The organism is Dactylosporangium sucinum, assembly GCF_014647515.1.
GTDB lineage: Bacteria > Actinomycetota > Actinomycetes > Mycobacteriales > Micromonosporaceae > Dactylosporangium > Dactylosporangium sucinum.
Map to the genome: position 1 here is coordinate 2,648 of NZ_BMPI01000074.1, position 19,137 is coordinate 21,784.

The window sequence follows — 19,137 nt, forward strand, 5'->3', positions numbered from 1 at the left end:
GCCCCGCCCCGCCCCGCTGCCCCGCCCCGCCCCGCCCTGTCCTGCCCCGTCCTGCCCCGTCCTGCCCTGTCCCGCCCTGCCCTGTCCCGCCCCGCCCCGTCCTGCCTCGCCGCCCCCGGCCCCGCCTGCTCTCCCGCGTCGATCTTGGAGTTGTGGTGCCAGGACACTCCGTAAATGTCCGGGTTTGTCAACCACCACAACTCCAAGATCGACGCACGGTTGGCAGGGGGCCGTGGCGAGCCCTGGCGGGCAACGCGGCGGTGGGCGGCGTGGCGGTGGCCGACGCGGCGGCGGTTGGCGGGGGCCGCGGCGGGCGGAGCGCAACGTGTGCCCGTGCGTGGTCCGCAAGGTGCGCCCGTGGGCGGTCCGCAAGGTGCTCCCGCGGGCGGTCCGCAGCGTGCGCCCGTGGGCCCGCAGCGTGCGCCCGTGGGTGGTCGGCGGCGTGCGCCCGTGGGCGGTCCGCGGCGTGCGCCTGCGGGTGGTCCGCGGCGTGCGCCTGCGGGTGGTCCGCGGCGTGCGCCTGCGGGTGGGGTGCAACGTGTGCCCGCGGGTGGGGCGCAACGTGTGCCCGCGGGTGGGGCGCAACGTGTGCCCGCGGGTGGGGCGCGGTCAGGGTGCGCCGAGGAACTCCAGCAGCGCCGGGATGTAGGCCGGGGACCGCAGCGCCGTGAGGTGGTCGCCCGCGACCGCCCTCCAGCGTGCGCCCGGGATCGCGGCCGCCAGGACCTCCGGGCGGGCCGCCAGAGCGTCGTCCGAGCCGACCAGGACCAGCGTCGGAGCCGTGATCTTGTCGAGGCCGATGGGTGACTCATGGGCCGCGCCCACCTGGGCCGCCAGCGCCACCCGGTCCGCGCCCACAGCGTCGGCCAGCTGCCGGAACGCCTTCGCCGGGGACGCCTCGACGGCGGACGGTGACTCGGTCAGCAGCACCGCCGTCACCTCCGGCGGCGGCATCGCCCGGGTGTCCAGGCCACCCAGCTCCGCCACGGCCGCGCCGACGCCCGACAGCACCAGGCGCCGCACGCGGGTCGAGGACACGGCGAAGATGGCCGAGACGACCGCGCCCATCGAGTACCCCACCAGGTCGGCCCGCTCGACGCCGAGGTGGTCCAGCAGCGCGGCCAGGTCGCGGGCCATCGTCGCCTCGCCGTAGGCGGCCGGGTCGTGCGGCTTGCCGGACGCGCCGTGGCCGCGGGCGTCCGGGGCGATCACCCGGCGGCCGGCGGTGACCAGGGCGTCCACCACGCCCGGGGCGACGAAGTTCGCCGTCGCGTCGACGATGAACCCGTGGTGCAGCACGATCGGCGGCAGGTCACCGGGAGGGCCCCAGACCTGGTAGGCGATGAGAACGCCGTCGAACGACGAGAACCTCTCCATGCCGGCGAAGATTAGTGCAGTCGGAGTGCAAATTGAAGCTGGCGCGCTAAAACTTCCAGCGTTAGTTTGGAGGGGTTCCGACAGCAGGAGAGGCGACGATGGATTTCTCGCTCAGCGAGGAGGAGAAGGCGATCCGGGACACCGCCCGCGCCTTCATCCAGAAGGAGGTCCAGCCGCTGGAGCAGGAGGTGCTGCGCCGCGAGCGCGAGCACCGGCCCGGCCTGGACCGCAGCGAGCTGCGGGAGCTGCAGCTCAAGGCGAAGCAGTTCGGCTTCTGGGGGCTGTCCACCCCCGAGGAGTACGGCGGGATGGACCTCCCCGCCGTACTGCAGTCGCTGATCTGGACCGAGGTCGGGCGCTCGTTCGTGCCGTTCCGCTTCGGCGGCGAGGCCGACAACATCCTCTACTTCGCCAACGAGGCGCAGCGCCAGGAGTACCTCATCCCCACCATCGAGGGCGAGCGCGTCTCCTGCTTCGCGATCACCGAGCCAGGGGCCGGCTCCGACGCGGCCAACATCTCCTTCGCCGCCCGCCGCGACGGCGACGACTGGCTCCTGACGGGCGAGAAGACGTTCATCACCAACGGCAACGACGCCGACTTCACGATCGTCATCGCCGTCACCGACAAGGACAGGGACGTCCGCAAGGGCGGCGCGACCGCGTTCCTCGTCGACCGCGCGATGGGCTGGCACTCCGAGTTCATCCAGACCATGGGCGAGGGCGGCCCCGCCTCGCTGATCTTCGACGACGTGCGGGTCCCGTCGCGCAACATCCTCGGCGAGGTCGGCCAGGGCTTCGAGCTCGCCATGCGGTGGATCGGCAAAGGGCGGTACATCATCCCCTCCCACGCCCTCGGCATCGCCGAACGCGCCCTGAAGATGGCGCTCGAGCACGCCACCACCCGGCACACGTTCGGCCGCCCGATCGGCGACAACCAGGCCATCCAGTGGATGATCGCCGACTCGGAGGTCGAGCTGGAGGCGGCCCGCTGGCTGGTGCTGCGCGCCGCGTGGACCGTCGACCAGGGGCAGGACCCGCGGCACGCGTCGTCGATGGCGAAACTCTACGGCGCCGCCATGGTCAACCACGTCGTGGACCGCGTCATGCAGATCCACGGCGGCATGGGGTACACCCGCGAACTGCCGATCGAGCGCTGGTACCGCCAGGTCCGCCTCCTGCGCATCTTCGAGGGTACCGACGAGATGCAGCGGCTCATCATCGCCCGCGACCTGCTGCGCGGCTACACCCAGATCGGCGGTCACCTCGCATGAGCGCCACGCTGTCGCTGGCGGCGATCCTCGCCGAGTCCGCCCGCCGCTACCCGGCGAAGGTCGCGGTCGTCGACGGCCCGCAGCGGGTCACCTACGCCGAGCTGTGGCGGTCGGCGCTGACGGTCGCCGCCGCGCTGCGCGAGCAGGGGGTGCACCCGGGCGACCGGGTCGCGCTGCAATGCCCCAACGTCGTCGATTTTCCCCGGGTGTACTACGGGATCGTCGCGCTGGGTGCCGTCGTCGTCCCCGTCCACCTGCTGCTGACCGCGGACGAGGTGGCGTACGTGCTGCGCGACAGCGGCGCGACGGTGCTGGTCTGCCACCCCAGCCAGGCCGCGGTGGGCGCGCCGGCGGCGCGGGCGGCGGGCGTCGCGTTCGTCGAGCCGGCCGCGCTGCTCGGCGCCGAGCCGCTGCGCTCCTACGTCTCCCGCGCGCCCGACGACCCGGCCGTGGTGCTCTACACCAGCGGTACCACGGGGCAGCCGAAGGGTGCCGTCCTCACCCATCTCAACCTGGTGCTCAACGCGACCGTCAACGTGTTCGACGCCAACGACGCCCGCTCCACCGACGTGGTCCTCGGCTGCCTCCCGCTGTTCCACACGTTCGGCCAGACCGTGGGCATGAACGGCACGTTCCGGCTGGGCGCGACGCTCGTGATGCTGGCCCGCTTCACCGGCGAGGCCGCCCTCGAGGTCATGCTGCGCGAGCAGGTGGATGTGTTCCACGGCGTGCCGACGATGTACGTCGCCCTGGTCGCCGCCGCCGAGGGCCGCACCGAGCTGCCCCGCCTGCGCCTGGCCATCTCCGGCGGCGCCTCCCTCCCGGTGGCGGTCCTGGAGCGCTTCGACGCGGCCTACCGGACGTCGATCTTCGAGGGCTACGGCCTCTCGGAGACGTCCCCGACGGCCACCACGAACCAGCCCCACTTCGGCACCCGCGCCGGCACCGTCGGCCACCCGGTCTGGGGCGTCGAGGTGGAGATCGCCCGCGCCGAGATCGACGACACGATCGAGCTGCTGGGCCCGGGCGAGCTGGGCGAGATCGTGATCCGCGGCCACAACGTCTTCGCCGGCTACCTGGGCCGCCCGCAGGACACGGCCCTCGCCGTCGTCGACGGCTGGTTCCGCTCCGGCGACCTGGGCACCAAGGACGCCGACGGCTTCCTCACGGTGGTGGACCGCAAGAAGGACATCGTGATCCGCGGCGGCTTCAACGTGTACCCGCGCGAGGTGGAGGAGGCCCTGGCCCGCCACCCCGGCGTGGTCCAGGTGGCCGTGATCGGCGTCCCCGACGAGGTGCACGGCGAGGAGATCTGCGCCGTGGTGGTCCCCGACCCGCAGGCGGCACCGACCGAGACGGCCCTGATCGAGTGGTCCAGGGAGCGGCTGGGCAAGCACAAGTACCCGCGCCGCGTCCGCTTCGTCGATGAGCTCCCGCTGGGCCCGAGCCACAAGGTCCTCAAGCGCGAACTCCGCCGCCGCATCACCGGGGAGGCCTGACCCTGGACGGCGCGCGACCGGCGGCAAACCCGCGGCGCGCGGGAAGTGGGCCTAAGGTGGGGCGGGTGACGGAACCGCTGATCCGGCCCGCCCGCTCCGCCGACGCGGCCGAGGTCGCCGCCATCTGGGAGTCCGGGTGGCGCGACGGCCACCTCGGCAACGTGCCCGACGCGCTCGTCGCGGCCCGCTCCCACGACTCCTTCCGGACGCGCGCCGGCAAGCGGGTGCCCGACACCACCGTCGCCGACGTCGGTGGTGTGGTGGCCGGGTTCGTGATGGTCGTCGGCGACGAGGTGGAGCAGGTGTACGTCGGGGGCGCCCACCGCGGCACCGGGATCGCCGCCGTCCTGCTCGCCGCGGCCGAGCGGCTGGTCGCCGCGAACGGGTTCGGCACGGCCTGGCTGGCGGTCGTGCCCGGCAACGCCCGCGCCCGGCGGTTCTACGAGCGGTGCGGCTGGAGCGACGCCGGGCCGTTCGACAACCCGGTCCCGCACGCGGGTCAGATCATCGCGGTGCCGTGCCGGCGGTACGAGAAGCGCGTCTGAACCGGCGCCCTTGAGCGTTTTCCCGCGGTCCGGAGTATGTGGTGCGTGGGAAGTCGAACGGATGCCGAGTTCAGCGAGTACTTCGCCGGGCGGGTCGGCGGGTTGCGGCGGGTCGCGTACGCGCTGTGCGGTGACTGGCACACCGCCGACGACCTCGTGCAGACGACCTTCGTCAAGGTGTACCAGCACTGGCGGCGCACGCGGCCCGAGTCCCTCGACGCCTACACGCGGCGGATCCTCGTCAACGCGTTCCTGTCGCACCGGCGGGACCGCCGCCGGGAGACCGTGGTGGCCGAGCCGCCCGACGCGGCCGTCGACGCCGCCGAGCCCGGCGGGCACGAGGGGCTCGGCCGGGCGTTGCAGGCGCTGCCGGCACGGCAGCGGGCCGTCGTCGTCCTGCGCCACCTCGAGGACCTGTCCGTGGCCGAGGTCGCCGAGCTGCTCGGCATGGCCGAGGGCACCGTCCGCAGCCAGACCGCCCGGGCCGTCGACGCGCTGCGCCGCACCCTGGCACCGACGAAGGAGTGAACGCCATGGATCTCGGCACCGCGCTGCGGGAGTACACCGACGGCGGGCCGCCGACCCGCCTCACCTCGGCCGGTGTGCTCGCCGCCGGCCACCGCGCCCGCCACCGGCGCCGGATGGTCCTCGCGGCCGGCACCGTCGCCGCCGTGACGGTGACCGGAGCCCTGGTCGTGGCCATCCCCGGCGACCCGCCGCCGGTGCGGCCGTCCGGGCCCGGCTGGACCGCCCTCGACCCGCAGCGGTTCTGCGCGAGCGACGACCGGGCCGACCGGTTCACCTGCTCCCTGCAGACCGCGGTGTCGCGGCGCCTGCCGGGCGCGACCTTCCGCCGCAATCCCGCCGCGGCGGCCGGGCCGCTCGAGGTGTACCGCGACGGCGACCGCTGGACCGCGTCCGCGCTGGTCGCCGACGAGCACGGCATCGGCGCGATCGGCTTCGGCATCTCCCCGGCCGCGGGTCCCGGCGACGTCAAGGAGCAGCTGTGCGAGCCGCCGGTGTGCAGCGAGCGCACCGGCCCGCACGGCGAGCCGGTGACCGTCCTGCACGTCGGCGGCCGGCGCAGCTACCAGAACCAGCTGATCAACGTGCGGATGTACGCGGCCGGCACCCAGCTCTTCGCCAGCGCCACGAACGCGACCTTCGGCGCGACCGCGCAGCCCGGCGAGGCCCAGGTACTGGAGCAGCAGGAGGTGACCCGGCCCGACGTGCCGCTGACGGTCGACGACCTCGTGGCGATCCTCGCCGTGCCGGACCTCCTGCTCACCTCCTGAGCGTCAGGGCGGGAGGTCGTGCCGCCCGCGTCGTCGGACGGGCCGGTCGAGGGCGCCCCGGCGGCCGTCGAGAAGCGCCGCTGCATCGTCGTCGCCGACACAGCGGTCAGGCGGGCAGGCAGCAGCGGGGCGGGCCGGACGGCCCACCCCGCATGCCCCGTACCTTCGTCGCCTACGCCGCCTCGGCGAGCTCGGCCGGCTCGGACCGGCCGGCCGGGTCGGTGTCGGGCAGCTCCCGCAGCAGCACCCGGTTGCGGGCGTGGTCCACGCTCAGCACCTCGACGTCGAGCTCCTCGTCGAGGTCGACGTGCCCGTTGTTCAGGTCCACGCGCAGGTCCGCCGTCATGTCGCGGGCCAGCAGCATCGCCGGGCGGGTGCCGGCGGCCAGCCGGACCAGGATGTAGCCGCCCCGTCCGTCGGCCTCCGGAACCGCCTTCACGACCCGCCCGGTGCCCCGCCAGCCCGGCGACACGAGGATCGGCACCGTGCCCTGCTGCGCGGGCCGGCCCACGACCCGGTTGAGCCGCAGGCCGATCCGGCGCTGCTCGGCGTCCATCCGGGTGACGGTCACCTCGACCTCGGTGCCCGGCGCCGGCCCGCCGCCCTGGAACTGCTCCAGCGGGATCATGCCGTTGACGTCGAACTCGACGCGCGCGAAGGCGCCCACGCCGTCCACCACGTTGTGCACCGCGGTCCGCAGCGTCGTGCCGACCGGGTACCGGCTGGCCAGGATCGGCCAGGGGTTCGTCTCACCGCCGAGCAGCGTGTAGCGCATCTCGCTGCGCATCGGGTCGACGACGAACGCCCCGTCCAGCCGGTCGCCGACCTTGAACCGGCGGCTCATGTCCGTGATCAGCCGCGAGTAGTCCACGTCACCGACGCCCATGACGCCGCGGCGGCCGCTGTCGTCCTGGACCACGACGTACTCGCGGTCGATCGAGATGACCCGGGCCGGCGCCGAGTTGCGTCCGCCGCCCGGCATCGGCATCGGCGCCATCTCCTCGGCCGGCTCCTGGCTCAGCGCGCGGAGCTGGAGCGTCAGCTCGTTGCGCATGCGCATGATGTCGGCGTAGTTCGGGCTGTACGTGATGTAGCGGTACAGGCCGCGCACATCGGTCGGGATGTCGTCCGCCCGCTGGGTCAGGATGACGATGCGCTTGCCCAGCAGCAGCGCCCAGCCGAACTCGAACGCCACGTTGACCGACTGCGCGCTGAAGTCGACGACGACGAACTCCGCCTGCTGCATCGTGCGCCAGACGGCGTCGAGGACGCCCTGCGGCCCGTAGATGCCGTCGACCCGCAGCGGGACCATCCCGCAGTCCTCGGCGACGGTCGGGACGCAGACGTCGCTGTAGAACGCGTCGAAGTCGAACGGCTCGACGCCGGGGGAGACGGTCTTCACGCCGTACGGCATGGCGAAGAAGACGCGTCCGGGCTCGGGACCGATCGTCCGGAGCGGTTTGAACATCGCGCTCAATGTAGTGACTCCCTCCACCACTCTGCAGCGGCGGCCGATGTGCCGCGCGCCGGTGTTGCGGTATGAAGGACGTCGTAGGGTGGCAGAGCGTTTTGGGGGCAGCTTGGGGGGCGGATGATCGATCTTCTTGCTGGGTGCCCCCACTGCGGCGACGTCGAGCCCGCGGCGGTGTCGGCGCTGCGCGCCGCCGCATGGAGAGCCGCAGACATCAAGGACTGGCTGGTCAGCAACGGCAACGACGCGCTGCCCGCCTGCCGGTGGGTGTCGGTCCACGACCACGAGCTGCTGGCGCGGTTGAGCACGCGGCCGTCGATCCGTGACGCGCTGTACGAGGCGATGGCCCGTGCGTGGGGGGCCGGCGGGGACGAGGCGCTGGAGGTCACCGAGTTCGCCGCGTTGTGGGGCGACCCGCGCAACCTCCCCGGTGGTTTTCCCATCCGGCTCAAGCGCGGCCTGCAGGACCGCGAGCCCAGGACGGTGCACGAGGCGTATACGAGCGTCGTCGCCCGTCTCCGGCCGGTCTTCGGTGGCGAGGCCGGTGCCGGACTGCGCCGCATCGGGTGGATCTACCTGCTGGCCGACGCCGCCCAGGCCGCGTTCCGCGCGCACGACGTGACCACCGCGGTGCGCCTGTGGGACGAGACATGGCTGCTGATCGACGAGCTGCCGGCCACCCATGTGCTCTCGGCGCAGGCGGTCGGGCACTTCGCGACCGGTTACGCCGCCGCGGTCGGCCACCTGCGGCTGCCGGACGCGGAGTGGGACACGATCCTCGACACGGCGATGGAGCGCCTGACGACCGCCGCCGGATGGCTCGAAGACGTCGAGCCTTCGATCGCCGTCGCCTCGCAGGTGCTGGGCCTGGGCCTGTCACGCGCGCAGATCTGCTACGTGCGGATGGTGAACGGGCTGGTCGGATGGATCACCGGCGAGGGTCGCCGACTGGAGCTGCTCGATCAGGCCGAGGCCGAGATGTGGGAGTACCTGCCGCGCGACACACCGGCGTTCTGGACGAAGGACGCGGCGGACCTGCCCGAGGGCCTGCGCGACGCCGTCGCCCGGCTGAACCTGGAGCGGGTGGGCGCGGCCGCCGTCGTGCGCCGCGACCGGCTGCCGGCTGCGGCCGCGGACGCGCTGCGCCTGAGCACCCGGCCCCACCACCGATTCGGGGCGCTCGTCGGGGTGGCCCGCAACGAGCCCAACCTCGCCCGGCGCGTGACGCAGTGCGAGCGGCTGCTGCGGGAGACCCGCGACGAGCTGTACGGCAAGGCGAACGCGTGGCAGCGGGAGGCGATCCGGTCGCGGCTCGCCGACGCCTGCCGCGACCTCAGCGTGAAACTGGAGCACGCACACCGGCCGACGGCGGCCTGGTTCTGGCGGCGCGAGGGCCAGTCATGGGCGGATCGGCCGGGCGAGCACGGCCAGAGCCGCCGGCCGGGGAGGCGTTCGAGGCGAGCGGCCGGCCCGGGGCCGGTCACCGACCTCGGGCCGGCCCAGGGCCCGGGCGAGGCGGCCGGCGGGCTTGTCGACGAGGAGGGGATGCCCAGCCCCGCGACCAACGGCGGGCTGGCCGGCATCGCGCGCAACATCGACACCGAGCAGGCCCCGGGGCTGGTGTTGTCGATCATGGCGTTGGTCTCGACCCGCGCGGACGCGGACACCCTGCGCGCGGCCATCGCGCTCGTCGACGCCTGGGATCCGCCGCTGCGCCGCAGCAGGCCCGGCCGGCTCCCTCCCGGCGACTGCGGCACCGTCTTCGATCTCCGGCGCACCCTGCTCGAAGCCGCCGACGAGATCGCCGTCGGATACGGGGCCTACCTGCGGCCCGAGCTGCTGAACCTGCTGGCCCGGCAGGAAGGGCTGACCCCGGCCGAGCGGCTGCGGGTGGCCGAGGAGGCGCTGGCGACCTCCCTCGAGGCGGCCCAGTGGGTCCAGGCCACGTCGGCGCTGCGGGTCATCCTCGCGGTCGCGATCGACGCCGGCGACGACCGGGCCGCGGCGTACGCCGTCCACGCCGTGTGCGGGATCGTCCAGTATGCGGTGACGCAGTCGCGAGGCACCGCCGACCTGATCGACCTGGCCCGGCAGATGACGTCCACGTCCACCCGGGTGGCGACCATCCTGGCCTCCCGGGGCCATGCCGAACTGGCGTTCCTCGCGGCCCACGCGGGGCTGGGCGCGATCAACCGGATCTTCGCCGACGACACGGAGCTGATCGAGGAGTTCGAGCTCGCGGAGCAGTTCCACCAGCGCGTCGACGGCGCCGACGACCAGCTCTTCGAGGCGATGCACAAGCGGCTGAACCTGGCCGCTCCCCGGCCGACCGAGTCCGAGCCGACCGCGTACCAGCCCGAGACCCTGCTCGCGTGCATGCCCGCGACGGCGGTCTACGTCCAGCTCTTCGGGGAACGGCACGGTGGCTTCTGGGCGGTCGGCTGCGTCGTCGAGGGCGGCTCGCGACGGTGGTGGGCCACCCGCCTCGACGTCTCGAAAGCGTCGCTCAACCAGCTGCGGGGCGCCGTGTGGCAGTCGCTGCGGCCGAAGCGGACCGGCCGGCCCCGGCGCACCCAGGCGCTGCGGCAGCTGCACGCCGAGATCGTCGGCCGCTTCCAGCACGAGTTCGGCGACGTCCGGGACGTCATCGTCGTCCCGCACCAGTCGTTCGCCGGACTGCCCCTCCATGCGGCGCGCGGCGACGACGGCTTCCTGATCGAGCGGCACCGGCTCACGTACCTTCCCGCCCTGACCGACGCCGTCCGCCCGGCAACGGTGTCGGGGTCGGCGCTGGTCGGCGGATGGGACCCCGCGATCGGCGCTCCCGAGGAGGCGCGTGAGCTGGAGAAGCAGCTCGTGTCGCTCGGGTTCGACGTGGTCCGCCCGAAGACGGCCGCGCACGGTCGTCGCCACTACCTCAACCCCGAGGCCCGCTGGGACGTGGTCCACATCGCGGCGCACGGCGACTATCACCCCTGGCCCCGGTCGCTGGCATCGGAGCTGCGGCTGTCGCGGACGGTGCGGCTGACCGCCGGCGACTGGCTCAGCCAGGGCTGCCGGGCGTCCTTCGTGTTCGTCAACGCCTGCAACGTCGGCCGCAACGTGCCACACGCCGGCGACGTCAACGGGTTCCCGCTCGCCCTGCGCATCCGGGGCAACGTCGCGGAGGTGTCGGCGCTGTGCCCGGTCGACAGCGTCACCGCCGGGCCGTTCGCGCAGTCGTTCTACCGGCACTGGGTGGGCCGCGACAGCCTTGACGCGTACCACGCCGCATGTCTCGACGCGATTCAGCGCGCCGAGCCGCCGTCGGTCTGGGCGCCGTACATCCACACCGGGCTGCCGGTCACCCTCAGCCCGCGGTCGCGACCCGTCCCGAACCCCGGGCCGGGCGGCGGCCGCAGCCGGTCCCGCGGCCGGGGGCACCGCGAGCGGCGGTCACGCTGAGAAAAAAAGTTCGCCGGATCGCAAAACTCCGCCGCGGCGGACGGCGTCCTGACAGGAGAGCGCGGTTCTGCCCACACTGATCCCGGCTAGGAGCAACATCATGGAGCGATCCTCGGTTGATGCCAGGAGTGCGGACTCAGCCGGTCAGCCGGACCTGACCGGTGCGTTTCACACCAAGGTCGGCGTGGACCTCGACACCGCCGTTGAGATCATCTACCGGCGTGCGCTGCGGCTGTCCGAGGGCAAGGCGCAACTCGCCCAGGACCTCACGCAGGACGTCCTGGCCAAGATCGTGCACGACCTGCGCTCGGGGACGCTCGCACCGGTCGTCGAGCCGCGGCCCTGGCTGCGGGCCCTCGTGAACAACCAGTTCATCCAGCACTACCGGGCCGAGAGGCGACTCAAACGAGGTGGCGCGCAGTGGACGGAATCGCTCGACCGCCACCGGGAGCAGGGGCTCGACCCCCCGTCCACGGTCCCCGGGCCGGAGGAGACCGTGGCCGACCGGGATCTGCGGGCACGCCTGCGGACCGCCGTCGCGGCCCTGCCGTCCCCGATCCGGGAGGTCGTCGAGCTCGTGCTCGACGGTCACACCCACCGGGAGATCGCCGAAATCCTCGGCATCCCGGAGAACACCTCGAAGACGCGCCTTCGCACCGCCGTTCGACACCTGCGGGACACGTTGTGTTCCGCTTCGGAATGAAGGAAGGATCTCGCCATGCGAGAGTCAACCGGTCGCAATGATCGAGAGCACGACGAGGGCGCTGTCGTGTCTCTGCTCGAGATCCTGGCCGACCTGGACTGCGCGGACGAGGAGTCCGCGCCGTTGCCGGACGGCGCCCTCGCCGAGGCACGGGCCGCGGCCGCGCGCCTCTTCGCCGAGGCGGACGCGGACGAACAGCGCGGCGCCGGCCCCGCGGCCGTCTCGATGATGTTCAACGAGATCGAGGGGTGGCTGGCCAGCTCGGCGCAGGAGCTGGCCACCGTCCGCGGCACCGTGGCGGCGCCGACCCTGGACCGGAACGAGCCCGGCCTGGCGGCCTACGGCTACGAGCCGGACGTCGAGATCGACGCGGACATCGACGTCGACGCGCGGACCGCGGTCATCACCGTTGTCGTGGAACCGATCGGCGACGTCAGGTCGCCCCTGACCCTGGCGGTGCGCAACGCGGCCGGCGTGGTCCGCCGGGGGACGGTGAACGCCTACGGCGTCGTCGTGATCGGCAAGGTGCCGATCAGTGAGCACAGCCCGAACGACCTGAGCTTCGAATGGGCGCCGCCACACCGGGACACATGAGCGGCAGTCGCGCCGTCCGCCGATCACACCACCCTGTGACGGCGGCCGGCGCCCGGCGTCGGCTCGGGCCGGGACGGCGGCAGGTGTCGCCGCGGTCGACGAGCGCTCAGTCCACGGCGGTGCGGCGAGCGAGGTGGACGATGGTGTCGGCCCTCAGTTCGACGGTCCGGGGCAGCACCTGCTCGATGCGGCCGTACGCCTGCTCCCGCACCGCGGCGGGCAGTTGCAGGTACGCCGAGAGGGTCGAGAGGTGGCCGACGTAGTCGGCGGCGCGCATCGCCAGGCGCCGTTCGATCACGTGCTGCTGCACGTCGGTGAACCACGGCGACTGCTGCAGCTCCGTGCCCGGCCACTGCATGGCCGCCTCCGGCGGGGTCCCGTCGGGGGACGGGATCTCGTCGCTGGACAGGAACGGTGCCCGCGCCGCGCGGACCGACGCCTCCACCGCCGGGTCGGTCAGCTGGAACGGCCCGCCGAACGAGGCGAAGACGCCGCCCGGGCGCAGCAGCCCGGCCACCCGCGGCCAGCGGCCCACCGGGTTGGTCCAGTGCAGCGCCGCCGCCGCGAAGACCAGGTCGTAACGCCGTCCTGGCCGCAGGTCCTCGAACGCGGCCCGGACCGTCGAGACCGTCGCCGGCACGTGCTTGCGCAGCTCGGCGAGCATCGCCGCATCGGGCTCGGTCGCGGTGACGGCGACGCCCCGTTCCGCGAAGAGGCGGGTCGCCTTGCCGGTCCCCGCGCCGATCTCCAGGGCGCTGCGCACCGGCTGCGCCGCGTACCGCACCACCAGGTCGAACAGCTCCGCCGGATACCCGGGCCGGAACCGCTCGTAGGCCGCCGCCACCGTCCCGAAGCTCAATGCGCGCACTGACACACCGGGCATCCTGGCACGATTCGCACCGTCAGCGCCCGGCCATTTCGCGACCGCGGGGCACTGACGTCGAGAACGGGCCGCCGGCTCCGTCCTGGGGCACGGGCGGCCACGACGGGCCACCCAACGAATCAGGGAGCAACCACCGGAGGGCGTCATCGTCGCCCTGGCCGAGCAACTGCGGGGATGACCCCGAGCCCGCCGTCGCAAGGTCAACTCGACGGGGAGTGCGGGAGGCGCACCTCCACCCGCAGCCCGCCGTCGTCCCGGGCGATGGCGGTGATGGTGCCGTTGTGGGCGCGGGTGATCGACCGCGCGATGGCCAGGCCCAGCCCGGCGCCGCCGCTGTGGTCGATGCGGTCGCCGGCCAGCCGCTTGAACGGCTCGAATAGCCCGTCGACCTGGTCGGGCGGCACGAGCGGGCCGGTGTTGGTGACGGTCAGGGCCGGGTTGGCGGCGCCGACGGTGACGGTCACCGCGCCGCCGTCGTGGTTGTACTTCACCGCGTTCTGCACGAGGTTCGTGACGAGCCGCTCCAGGAGCACCCGCTCGCCGTCCACGGCCCGGGCGTGCAGCTGGACCGTCAGTCGCAGCCCGGCCGTGAGAGCCCGGGTGCGGTGCGCGGCGGCGACCGCCGAGACGATCTCGTCGAGCCGCTGCGGCGTGCGCACGGCCAGCCCCTGGTCGGCCTCGCTGAGCACCAGCAGGCCCTCGACGAGCCGCTCGTTGCGCTCGTTGGTCTGCAGCAGCTGCGCGGTGAGCAGCCGCACCTGCTCCTCGGTGAGCGGCTGGGCCATCCCGACCTCGATGAGCGTGCGCTGCACCGCCAGGGGCGTGCGCAGCTCGTGCGAGGCGTCGGCGGCGAACCGGCGCTGGTGCTCGTAGCCGGCCATGATCCGGTCCATCATGGCGTCGACGGCCCGGCACAACCGGGTGAACTCGTCCTCGCCGGCGCCGGCCCGGATGCGGTGGCCGAGGTTCTGCGGCCCGGCCTGGGCGAGCACCGGCACCAGGTCGTGCAGGGGCCGCAGCACCCAGGTCGCCGCCGGTCGGGCAGCGGCCAGCCAGATCGCCAGCCCGGCGGCGGAGGCCAGGGCGAGCGGCAGCAACCAGGTGAAGTCGTCCCGCAGCGTCAGGTACGACGTACCGCCGACCGCCCCGCAGGCGGCGTCCAGGAAATAGATGGTCGTCGGGGTGAACGCATGCGCGTCGACGAGGTCGTTCAGGAAGTACCCGGCGGCCAGGGCCAGCGTGACGACCAGCAGCAGCCGCCGGCGCGGCGACGCGTTCACGCGGCCGGCCCGAGCCGGTAGCCGGCCCGCGGCAGGGTGTGGATGAGCGGCGGGTCGCCGAGCTTGCGCCGCAGCGTCATCACGGTCACCCGCACCACGTGGCTGAACGGGTCGGCGTGCTCGTCCCACGCCTGCTCCAGCAGCTCCTCGGCGCTCACCACCCGGCCGGCGGCGCGCAGCAGGACGTGGGCGACCGCGAACTCCTTCGGCGTGAGCGAAAGGACCCGCCCGTCGCGCAGCGCGGTGTGCCGGCCGACGTCGAGCACGAACCCGTCGCACTCCAGCACCGGCGGGACCGCCGGCGCGGACCGCCGCCCCAGCGCCTGGATGCGGGCGACGAGCTCGGCGAACGCGAACGGCTTGGTGAGGTAGTCGTCGGCGCCCAGCCCGAGCCCCTCGACCCGGTCGCGGATCCCGGCCGCCGCGGTGAGCAGCAGCACCCGGGTCGTGACGCCGGCGTCGACCAGCCAGCGGCACACCTCGTCGCCGGTGCGGCCGGGCATGTCCCGGTCGAGGACCGCCACGTCGTACCGGTTGACGCCCAGGCGCTCCACCGCGCCGTCGCCGTCGTAGCAGACGTCGACCGCCATCGCCTGGCGGCGCAGCCCGGCGCCGATCATGTCGGCCATCAGCCGCTCGTCGTCGGCCACGAGCACCCGCATGCGCCCACCTCCCAGTCGCGTCGCCGCCCCAGCATGCCAGCCGGGAGGTAAGGGCGGCGTCAGAAGATCACTGACGGCCGCCGGACGGCCCGGTCGCGACGCTGAGCGGCCATGTGGACCCGTCGTGAGGCCCTGTTGGTTGCGTTGGCCGCCGTCGTCTTCGGCGCGGCCCTGCTCCTGCGGCTGCCCGGCCAGCCGATGGGGGACGAGCCGCACTACCTCGCCCTGGCCCAGGCGATCGGCGAGTACCACACCTTCGACCCGACGCCGGTCTACACCAACGAGGACTACCGGGCGTACTTCCCGAGCCCCATCGACGCGCACGTGGCCGTCGTGGACGGGCGGCCGGTGCCGTTCCACAACGTGGGCGCGCCGCTGCTGTTCGCGCTGCCGTTCCTGCTGCTCGGCCGGTTCGGCGCGCACCTGGTGATCCTGGCCGCCGCGCTGCTCACCGTGCTCAACGTCCACCGCCTGCAGCGCGACCTCGGCGTCGGCGCCGGCACGGCGACGTTCGTGACCGGGCTGTTCGTGCTCGGGTCGCCGCTGTACGTGTACGCGCCGATGCTCTTCGTCGAGCCGCTGGGCATGCTGGCAGTCGTCTACGCCGTCCGGGCCGTGCTGGACCCGGCCGCGACCCGGTGGCGCGTCCTGCTGGCCGGTGCCGGGATCGGCTACCTGCCGTGGGTGCACGGGAGGTACGCCATCTTCCCCGTGCTCTTCGGGGTGCTGTTCGCGATCGGGCGCAAGCCGGCGGCCCTGGTGCCGCTGGCGGTGCTCGCCCTCGGGCTCGAGGTGTTCAACCTCGTCATGTACCGCTCGCTGAGCCCGGCCCCGGGCAGCACCGACGCGCTCGGCGAGGGCCTGCTGCAGCTCAACCCGGCACGTGGCCTGGTCTATCTGGCGTTCGACGGCCGCTTCGGCACGGCGCCGAACTTCCCGCTGCTGGTGCTCGCCGCCGCGGGGGCGCTGCTGACCACCCGGCGGGTGAACGCGGTCCTGCTGGCGGTGATCCTGCCGTACTGCGTGATCATCGCGACCTACCCGAACTGGCCCGGCGGCTTCAGCCCGCCCGGCCGGCTGCTCGCCGTGTGCACCCCGCTGCTCGCGTACTACGTCGGCGTGCTCCTGCAGCGCGTGCCCGGCTGGTGGCTGCGCGTGGCCGCCGCGCTCGCCGCCGCGTACGGCTACGTCCTGGCCCTGCTCTGCGACCTGCACCCGCTGGAGCGGTTCCACTGGGTGACCGACACCGGCAACCCGTCCCTGGAACGGCTGGCCGCGCTCACCGGCCTGCCGGTGGACCGCATGGTCGGCATGGCCGGCGTCGCGGAGGCCCCGTTCGTGCCCTGGACGGCGGCGGCGGTGATCGTCGCGGCGCTGCTGTGGTGGTGGGGTCATCGGAACCTCCGCGACGCCCCCGCCGCCGACATCTGACGTTGGCCCGCGGTACCCCCTCCGGGCCGTGCGTGATGGTATACATGAGCGTCACTCCCTGTTGATCGACGGTGATGGAGGAATGGTGCTTCGTGGGTACCGCACGTTCGCCTCGGTCGTCGGGCGCCGGACCGTGTTGCGGTACGGCGCGCTCGGCGTGCTGGCCGCGCTGACCGCCGCCTGCTCGAAGCGGGAGGCGACCGGCGACAGCGAGGGCGGCGTCGCCCGGCTCGCCCTGGACGCGTTCGCGAAGGGAACCTGGGACGTCAGTGTCGTGCTCACGGGTGGCGGCCTGGCCGTGCCGAAGGTCGACGCCGGCCGCCTGACGATCGAGCCGGGCCGCTTCAACGCCGCCGCGGGCCTGCTGGCCAAGACCAAGGCCCGCGGTGAGTACGCCTTCTCGGGCGGCCAGCTGCGCGTGCACAGCATCGAGTTCTGGGACGAGCCCACGTCGACCTGGCAGGCCACGTACGGCGAAGCGTTCTCGGGCACCGGCCTCCCGGCCGAGGTCACCGGCAGCGCCTCGGCCGACGTGCAGTGGTCGATGGGCACCGCCCAGCAGGTCCTCCCGGCCACGTGGGACGGCCGCACGCTGCGCTTCACGGGCCACGACTTCCACGACAAGACGGTCGCCGTGACCGTCACCCGCGCCGCCTGACCGCGCGGCCCGGTGCGCGTCGATCTTGCAGTTGTGGTGCCTGACGAACCGGGACATTCCCGGAGCGTCCCGGCACCACAACTGCAAGATCGACGGAGATGGACGTGTGCGGGGGAGACGCGCGCCGGAGGGGCTGGCGAGGCTCTCAGGCGGGGTAGGCGTGGGTCTCGGTGGCCTTCACCGCGGCCCAGATCTCCTGGCCCGGCGCCAGGTCGAGGTGGGCGGCCGCGGCCGGGGTGACGTCGGCGAACGCCGGGATCGGGCCGTCCAGCTGCACCCGGAGGTTGTCGCCGTGGCGCTGGATGCCCGCGATCGTCGCCGGCCAGGTGTTGCGGGGGCTGCCGTCCGGGCGGTGCGGGTGCAGCGCGACCGCGGACGGGCGGAAGACCACGAACGCGTCGCCGTCGAGGCGGTCGTCGCAGGCCAGGGTGAACCCGCCCGGGAGCTCGACCGCCGTGCCGTCGGCGCGGCCGCGGTACAGGTTGAGGCCGACCAGGCGGGCCACGTAGTCGGTGCGGGGGCGGGCAGTCACGGCCGCGGCGTCGCCGTCCTGGACCACGGTGCCGTCCTCGACGATGACCAGGCGGTCGGCGAGGACCAGCGCGTCGAGCGGGTCGTGCGTGACGAGCAGGGTCGCGCCGGGGTGGTCGGCGAGGTGGCGGTGCAGCTCGGCGCGGGTCTCCAGGCGGGTGCGGGCGTCGAGCGCGGCGAGCGGCTCGTCGAGCAGCAGCAGGTTCGGGTCGACGGCTAGGGCGCGGGCGAGCGCGACGCGCTGGGCCTGGCCGCCGGAGAGCTGGCGGGGCTTGCGGCGGGCGTGCTCGGCCAGGCCGACGCGGTTCAGCCACGCCTCGGCCCGGGCGCGCGCGGCCCGCCGGTGCAGGCCGTGCCGCCGGGGGCCGAACGCCACGTTGTCGAGCGCGGTGAGGTGCGGGAACAGCAGGTAGTCCTGGAACACGACACCGATCGGGCGGCGCTCCGGCGGCACCCACGTGCGGCGCGCGGGCCGGTCGAGGTCGGCGCCGGCCAGGTGGACGTGGCCGGTGGTCAGCGGCTGCAGGCCGGCGAGGGCGCGCAGGGCGGTGGTCTTGCCGGCGCCGTTCGGCCCGAGCAGCGCGACGACCTCGCCGGCGGCGATGCGCAGCTCGATGTCGAGGCGGAACGTGCCGCGGTCGACGACCAGGTGCGCGTCGAGCAGGGGAGCGGTCATGGGGCGGTGATCCAGCGGTCGCGCAGCCCGGCCAGGATGGCCACGGACACGATGAGCAGCACGAGGCTGAGCACGACGGCGCCGTCGAGGTCGCCGCCCTCCATGGTCTGGTAGACGGCGAGGGGCATGGTCTGGGTGACGCCGGGGTAGTTGCCGGCGAACGTGATGGTCGCGCCGAACTCGCCGAGCGCGCGGGCCCAGCCCAGCACGGCGCCGGCGGCGATGCCGGGCGCGACGAGCGGCAGCGTCACGTGGGTGAACGTGGTCCAGCGGCCGGCGCCGAGGGTGGCGGCGGCCTCCTCGTAGCGGCGGTCGGCGCCGCGCAGGGCGCCCTCGACGGCGATGATGAGGAACGGCATGGCCACGAACGCCTCGGCGATCACGACGCCGGTGGTGGTGAACGGCAGCGAGAAGCCGAACGTCTGGTCCAGCCACTCGCCGAGCAGGCCGCGGCGGCCGAAGACCAGCAGCAGCGCGATGCCGCCGACGACCGGGGGCAGCACGAGCGGGACCGTGATGAGGGCTCGGACGATTCGCCGGCCGGGGAACTCGACCCGGGCCAGCAGCCAGGCCAGCGGCACGCCGCACAGCAGGCAGAGCAGCGTCGCCAGGGTGGCGCACTGCAGGGACAGGCGCAGGGCGGTGCGGACCTCGGGGTCGGTCAGCCGCTGCGGCAGCGTCGTCCAGGGTGCCCGGATGAGCAGGCCGGCCAGTGGCAGTACCAGAAACACCAGGCCGATCGCGGCGGGAACGAGGAGGCCGGCGGGCGCCCGTTGACCGGGGCGCCGCGCCGACCTGGTTGTCGTCGTCACGGAGC

Annotated in this window: 18 protein-coding genes; 11 read left to right on the plus strand and 7 right to left on the minus strand. The window is 73.7% G+C overall.

Annotated features, from left to right (window positions below; translation table 11 throughout):
- Positions 1-337 precede the first annotated feature (337 nt).
- A complete protein-coding gene (locus tag IEZ31_RS46085) occupies positions 338-649 on the plus strand; it encodes a hypothetical protein (protein WP_190256504.1) in 312 nt (103 codons plus the stop codon).
- Here IEZ31_RS46085 and IEZ31_RS46090 read toward each other — a convergent pair.
- Positions 610-1,377, minus strand: a complete 768-nt coding sequence (locus IEZ31_RS46090; protein ID WP_190256505.1) for an alpha/beta fold hydrolase — start codon at positions 1,375-1,377, stop codon at positions 610-612. The genes IEZ31_RS46085 and IEZ31_RS46090 overlap by 40 nt on opposite strands.
- A 98-nt stretch (positions 1,378-1,475) precedes the next feature.
- Here IEZ31_RS46090 and IEZ31_RS46095 point away from each other — a divergent pair, with 98 nt between their 5' ends.
- The 5 genes from IEZ31_RS46095 (at position 1,476) to IEZ31_RS46115 (ending at position 5,987) form a co-directional block, all read left to right on the plus strand.
- Positions 1,476-2,648, plus strand: a complete 1,173-nt coding sequence (locus IEZ31_RS46095; RefSeq protein WP_190256506.1) for an acyl-CoA dehydrogenase family protein — start codon at positions 1,476-1,478, stop codon at positions 2,646-2,648.
- Positions 2,645-4,147, plus strand: coding sequence for a long-chain-fatty-acid--CoA ligase (locus tag IEZ31_RS46100; RefSeq protein WP_190256507.1), 1,503 nt, complete (start codon positions 2,645-2,647; stop codon positions 4,145-4,147). The genes IEZ31_RS46095 and IEZ31_RS46100 overlap by 4 nt, the downstream gene beginning before the upstream one ends.
- Positions 4,148-4,212: 65 nt before the next feature.
- The gene (locus IEZ31_RS46105; RefSeq protein WP_229836903.1) at positions 4,213-4,692 is read left to right on the plus strand and encodes a GNAT family N-acetyltransferase; all 480 of its coding nucleotides are present in this window, start codon (positions 4,213-4,215) and stop codon (positions 4,690-4,692) included.
- Between the two features lie 45 nt (positions 4,693-4,737).
- Positions 4,738-5,220 carry a SigE family RNA polymerase sigma factor gene (locus tag IEZ31_RS46110; protein ID WP_229836905.1) on the plus strand — a complete coding sequence of 161 codons (483 nt, stop codon included), beginning with the start codon at positions 4,738-4,740 and terminating at the stop codon, positions 5,218-5,220.
- 5 nt (positions 5,221-5,225) lie between these two features.
- Positions 5,226-5,987 carry a hypothetical protein gene (locus IEZ31_RS46115; protein ID WP_190256509.1) on the plus strand — a complete coding sequence of 254 codons (762 nt, stop codon included), beginning with the start codon at positions 5,226-5,228 and terminating at the stop codon, positions 5,985-5,987.
- Between the two features lie 172 nt (positions 5,988-6,159).
- On the opposite strand, the gene IEZ31_RS46120 is transcribed toward IEZ31_RS46115, so the two are convergent.
- Positions 6,160-7,455, minus strand: coding sequence for a hypothetical protein (locus tag IEZ31_RS46120; RefSeq protein WP_190256510.1), 1,296 nt, complete (start codon positions 7,453-7,455; stop codon positions 6,160-6,162).
- 123 nt (positions 7,456-7,578) lie between these two features.
- Between IEZ31_RS46120 and IEZ31_RS46125 the strand changes: the two genes are divergently transcribed.
- The 3 genes from IEZ31_RS46125 (at position 7,579) to IEZ31_RS46135 (ending at position 12,199) form a co-directional block, all read left to right on the plus strand.
- Entirely contained in the window at positions 7,579-10,902 is a 3,324-nt protein-coding gene (locus IEZ31_RS46125) for a CHAT domain-containing protein (RefSeq protein ID WP_190256511.1), read from the plus strand.
- 184 nt (positions 10,903-11,086) lie between these two features.
- Positions 11,087-11,605 (plus strand): RNA polymerase sigma factor, encoded by a 519-nt coding sequence (locus IEZ31_RS46130; RefSeq protein ID WP_190256512.1) that lies wholly within the window; start codon positions 11,087-11,089, stop codon positions 11,603-11,605.
- Between the two features lie 66 nt (positions 11,606-11,671).
- Positions 11,672-12,199, plus strand: a complete 528-nt coding sequence (locus IEZ31_RS46135; RefSeq protein ID WP_190256513.1) for a hypothetical protein — start codon at positions 11,672-11,674, stop codon at positions 12,197-12,199.
- Between the two features lie 106 nt (positions 12,200-12,305).
- On the opposite strand, the gene IEZ31_RS46140 is transcribed toward IEZ31_RS46135, so the two are convergent.
- The 3 genes from IEZ31_RS46140 to IEZ31_RS46150 form a co-directional block, all read right to left on the minus strand.
- A complete protein-coding gene (locus IEZ31_RS46140) occupies positions 12,306-13,082 on the minus strand; it encodes a class I SAM-dependent methyltransferase (RefSeq protein WP_190256514.1) in 777 nt (258 codons plus the stop codon).
- 200 nt (positions 13,083-13,282) lie between these two features.
- Entirely contained in the window at positions 13,283-14,362 is a 1,080-nt protein-coding gene (locus IEZ31_RS46145) for a sensor histidine kinase (protein ID WP_229836909.1), read from the minus strand.
- Positions 14,359-15,024, minus strand: a complete 666-nt coding sequence (locus IEZ31_RS46150; protein ID WP_190256515.1) for a response regulator transcription factor — start codon at positions 15,022-15,024, stop codon at positions 14,359-14,361. Before IEZ31_RS46150 ends, IEZ31_RS46145 begins: the two co-directional genes overlap by 4 nt.
- A gap of 111 nt (positions 15,025-15,135) precedes the next feature.
- Between IEZ31_RS46150 and IEZ31_RS46155 the strand changes: the two genes are divergently transcribed.
- Together IEZ31_RS46155 and IEZ31_RS46160 are read left to right on the plus strand one after the other, a co-directional pair.
- The gene (locus IEZ31_RS46155) at positions 15,136-16,455 is read left to right on the plus strand and encodes a hypothetical protein (RefSeq protein WP_190256516.1); all 1,320 of its coding nucleotides are present in this window, start codon (positions 15,136-15,138) and stop codon (positions 16,453-16,455) included.
- A gap of 82 nt (positions 16,456-16,537) precedes the next feature.
- Positions 16,538-17,113: a hypothetical protein gene (locus IEZ31_RS46160; protein WP_190256517.1), complete on the plus strand. Its 576-nt coding sequence runs from the start codon at positions 16,538-16,540 to the stop codon at positions 17,111-17,113.
- 145 nt (positions 17,114-17,258) lie between these two features.
- Here the strand turns inward: IEZ31_RS46160 and IEZ31_RS46165 are convergent, their stop codons facing one another.
- Together IEZ31_RS46165 and IEZ31_RS46170 are read right to left on the minus strand one after the other, a co-directional pair.
- On the minus strand, positions 17,259-18,320 hold the full coding sequence (locus tag IEZ31_RS46165; protein ID WP_190256518.1) for an ABC transporter ATP-binding protein: 1,062 nt from the start codon (positions 18,318-18,320) through the stop codon (positions 17,259-17,261).
- A complete protein-coding gene (locus IEZ31_RS46170; RefSeq protein WP_190256519.1) occupies positions 18,317-19,132 on the minus strand; it encodes an ABC transporter permease in 816 nt (271 codons plus the stop codon). Before IEZ31_RS46170 ends, IEZ31_RS46165 begins: the two co-directional genes overlap by 4 nt.
- Positions 19,133-19,137: the final 5 nt, after the last annotated feature.